The organism is Anaerolineales bacterium, assembly GCA_016928575.1.
GTDB lineage: Bacteria > Chloroflexota > Anaerolineae > Anaerolineales > RBG-16-64-43 > JAFGKK01.
On the sequence record JAFGKK010000054.1, the window covers coordinates 1 to 3,454 of the forward strand.

A 3,454-nucleotide genomic window follows, 5' to 3' on the forward strand; every position below is an offset into this window, starting at 1 on the left:
CGAGGCCGCCGCTTCGGCGAAATCCATCCGGGCCCTGGCCTACACCGCCGGCTCCGACGTCGTCTTCGACTCGGGCCGCTACGCACCCGAGACGAGCGAGGGGCGCAAACTGCTGGCGCATGAGCTGGCGCACGTGGCGCAGCAACGGCCGGGGGTGATCTCCCGCGCGGTGACGCCGGATTATTCGTTTATCCAAAGCAACCTGACCTACGGCGTGATCGATTGGGAGATCACCGAAACCGAGTGCGATCAGGTGCTGTACGTGCTTTCGACCCTTTCTCCCGAAGATTTCGAAGACACCGTGCACCGGATGCAGCGCGACGGCCTGGTAACCCGATTGATCGAAAATACGTCGCCCACTTCCCGAGCCGCCCACGCCACGATGATCGGACGCATGCAATCCATGGCTTCCATAGGCCCCGCGATCGGGGAGGCTATCCGCTCGCTCCTTCCTCCGGCGGCGGAACCTGCGGCGGCGGAGCCGGCGCCGGAGGAAGCCTCCCGCGCCCCCGAATCCTTCGATCCCTGCCTGGTGGACGCCTACGCGCTTACCAACGCCGGGCTGCTTTCCTATTACCGCAGAGTGCACGCGGTGGTCGGCCGCGGCCGCGACGCTCCCGGTTACTTCGACAACCGCAACCTTCAGCGCCGCCTGATCACCGAACGCGACCGAAGAGTGAACATGGGCCACGCCTGGCTGGCCACCATGCCGGAGACAATCCCCCGGACCCTGCGGCGGATCGTCGACGGACCGTCCGGGACCTTCCGGGTAATCGATGTCCCGGGAAGCGAGGTCGCCGGAGCGCCGGCGGATCACTCCAGAGCGCCGCTCATGACCCAGGGGCAATTTGACCGCTTCCGCGAGGAGCGTAACATCGAACGCGTCAGCGCGGACACCTACCTGATGCGCAGAAGGGCCGCCGACATTGCTCCGCCGGCCATGTTCGGCGCCACGGTGACGTTGGGCGGACTATACAACGCGCCGGGCGATCTGCCATTCCTATGGGGCCCGCGCGGCACGTCGCCGCTGGCGCCCGGCGCCGCAGCACCTTGGCCGGCGCTTGCGGATGTGTTTTACCGCCCAGCATGGTTTGAGCAATCACCTGCCTACATGCAGGCCGACCGGTTGCAGAATCCGCCCGCCATGAATCCGCAAATGCTGGAGCAATTGGAGACCATGCTGAGGAACTACCGCGGCGCCCCCGGGGTTCCGCGCCGCCCCGCCAGTTCTCTCATCTTGGATCCCAATGCCCCCGTGACGACGGGCACCGCGGCCGCCGCCATTACCGATATCCCCAACCTCGGCCGGTCCCGCGTCGGCGGCGCCTCCGCCGCCGCGCTTCCCGCACATCTTCTCGGCACGCCGGGAACCACCGGCGGTTCGGTCTTCGTCCCGGTGAATCCGACGGCAGTCAGCCACGCGGAACATGTCGCCCTCGAAAATATGCGCATCCAGATCGATCGCGCGTTGGCTTTGGGAGAGATCACCCGAGCGGATTTGCGGGGCCGCACCGTCCACGTGTTGGTCGAACAGGAACCCTGTGCCTCGTGCGCATCCGGCGCGGGCGAAGGCGCTCCGGGAGTCCTTGAACAATTCGCGCGCCGGTATCCGGAATTGACCCTTGAAGTGCGGAATCTGCGGACCTCGCGTTCGTATATTTACCGCGCCGGCGCGTTGCTTAATCCCGGCGGGGAAGCCCCCGCGCTGCCGATGGAAATCCCCGCACCGATCGGGGGAAGCGTCGAATCCGTCATGACGCCGGAATTTGCGCGGACGCTGCGCCATGGGGGAGGCGCGGGGGGCGAACTGCGGGCAATGGGTGCAGCGGGTTTGCGGGGCGGAGGAATGTCGGGAGTTATCGCCGTTGCGACGTCGGCGGGCATCATGGTTCTGGACACCCGGGAACATCCGGAATGGATGCAGGAGCTCGCCCTCACCGGCGGTCTGGGTTTCGGAGCCGGCTTCCTGGGTTCTTCCACGGAGCAGGTGATCATCAGCCGTGGCACCGGCGCCATGCTGACTTCGATTGTGGAATCCGGCGCAACCCGGTTGACGCCCGGAATGGTGACCGGGCTGGGCCGGGCGGGCGGCGGAGCCGTCGGGGCGATGTTCATCGAAGGGATCAGCATCGGATTGCTGGAGGAGCGCGAGCATTTCGCGCCCGAGGTCGCCACGCGCATGACCCGATCCGCCGCATTGGGAGCCGGGAGCGTGTGGGCGGGCGCCGCCATCGGCGCCGCGGCCGGATCCGCCGTACCGGTGGCCGGAACCGCGGTCGGCTTCATCGTCGGATTGATCGCCGGCGGGATTCTCTATTTCGTCGGCGACCGGGTCGTGCCCGGAGGACGGGAGGATTGGGATTCCTACGAGGCCGGCTGCCATTTCCGGCGCTCCGCCCCGCCGTCCGAATACCGGCCGGCGCCGTACGGCTTCTGCTTCACCGGCGGGACTCTGGTGACCATGGCCGACGGCACCCAACGCCGGATCGACGGCTTGCGCGTTGGCGACGCCGTGCTGAGCTGCCGCGAAAGCGACGGCGCACTCCGGCCGGGAAAGGTATTAAAGATCGAAAGGCGGACCGCACCCCAGCACCTGAGGCTGCGCTTGGCGCGCGAAGAAACGGAAGTCGGAGTGACCGGCGAGCATCCCATCCATTCCGAAGGGCTGTGGCTGCCGGCGAGACTGCTGTGCGCGGGCTCTCTGGTGACCCGGCTGGACGGTCGGAATCATTCGGTCGGCGAAGCGGAAATTTCGGATGTGACCACCGACTCCCGCCCGGCGGACGTCTATGATCTGTCGATAAGCGAATACCATACGTTTTTTGCCGACGGCATCCTTGCCCACAACAAGATCATGTAGCGGGATCTCTTTTACAAAGGAAGGCTTGGAGAGAGTGCGGTCCATGGATCACAATTCCAAATCCTCCGCCCATGCGGATCTGGAAGGGAGGCGCTTTGCGCCCCCTTCAAACCAAGCGGGTTGGCGGGATGAACGCAAGACCGCCCGGGGGAGTGCAACTTCCACCGCGGGCAACCAGGCCGTCCAACGCCTCCTCCAGGAGCGGGCCATCCTGCCGAAGTTGGAAATCGGCTCGCCGAACGATCCGCAGGAGCGGGAAGCGGAGGATGCGGCCGAATGCCTCGCGAACGGGATTCCATGCAATAACTGTATCGGTCCTTCGTTCCATAGATTCCCCGCCTCGCCGCTTAGCCCCAAAAACAACCCGGGGGCGACCGCCGGCCCCGCGTCCGCCGCCGAGGATTTCGTCCCGCGCTCCGGCGGCCGGCCGCTCGAGCCCGCCGTGCGCGCGGAGATGGAAGCCTCCTTCGGGGAGGACTTCTCCGCCGTGCGGGTGCACACCGGAGGCGAGGCCGCCGCTTCGGCGAAATCCATCCGGGCCCTGGCCTACACCGCCGGCTCCGACGTCGTCTTCGACTCGGGCCGCTACGCACC

Annotated in this window: 2 protein-coding genes; both read left to right on the top strand. The window is 66.6% G+C overall.

The genetic code is table 11. The features are described 5' to 3' along the window. On the top strand, positions 1-2,860 hold a 2,860-nt coding region (locus JW929_06675; GenBank protein ID MBN1439078.1), incomplete at its 5' end, for a DUF4157 domain-containing protein. A 43-nt stretch (positions 2,861-2,903) separates the two neighbouring features. After that, on the top strand, positions 2,904-3,454 hold a 551-nt coding region (locus tag JW929_06680; GenBank protein MBN1439079.1), incomplete at its 3' end, for a DUF4157 domain-containing protein.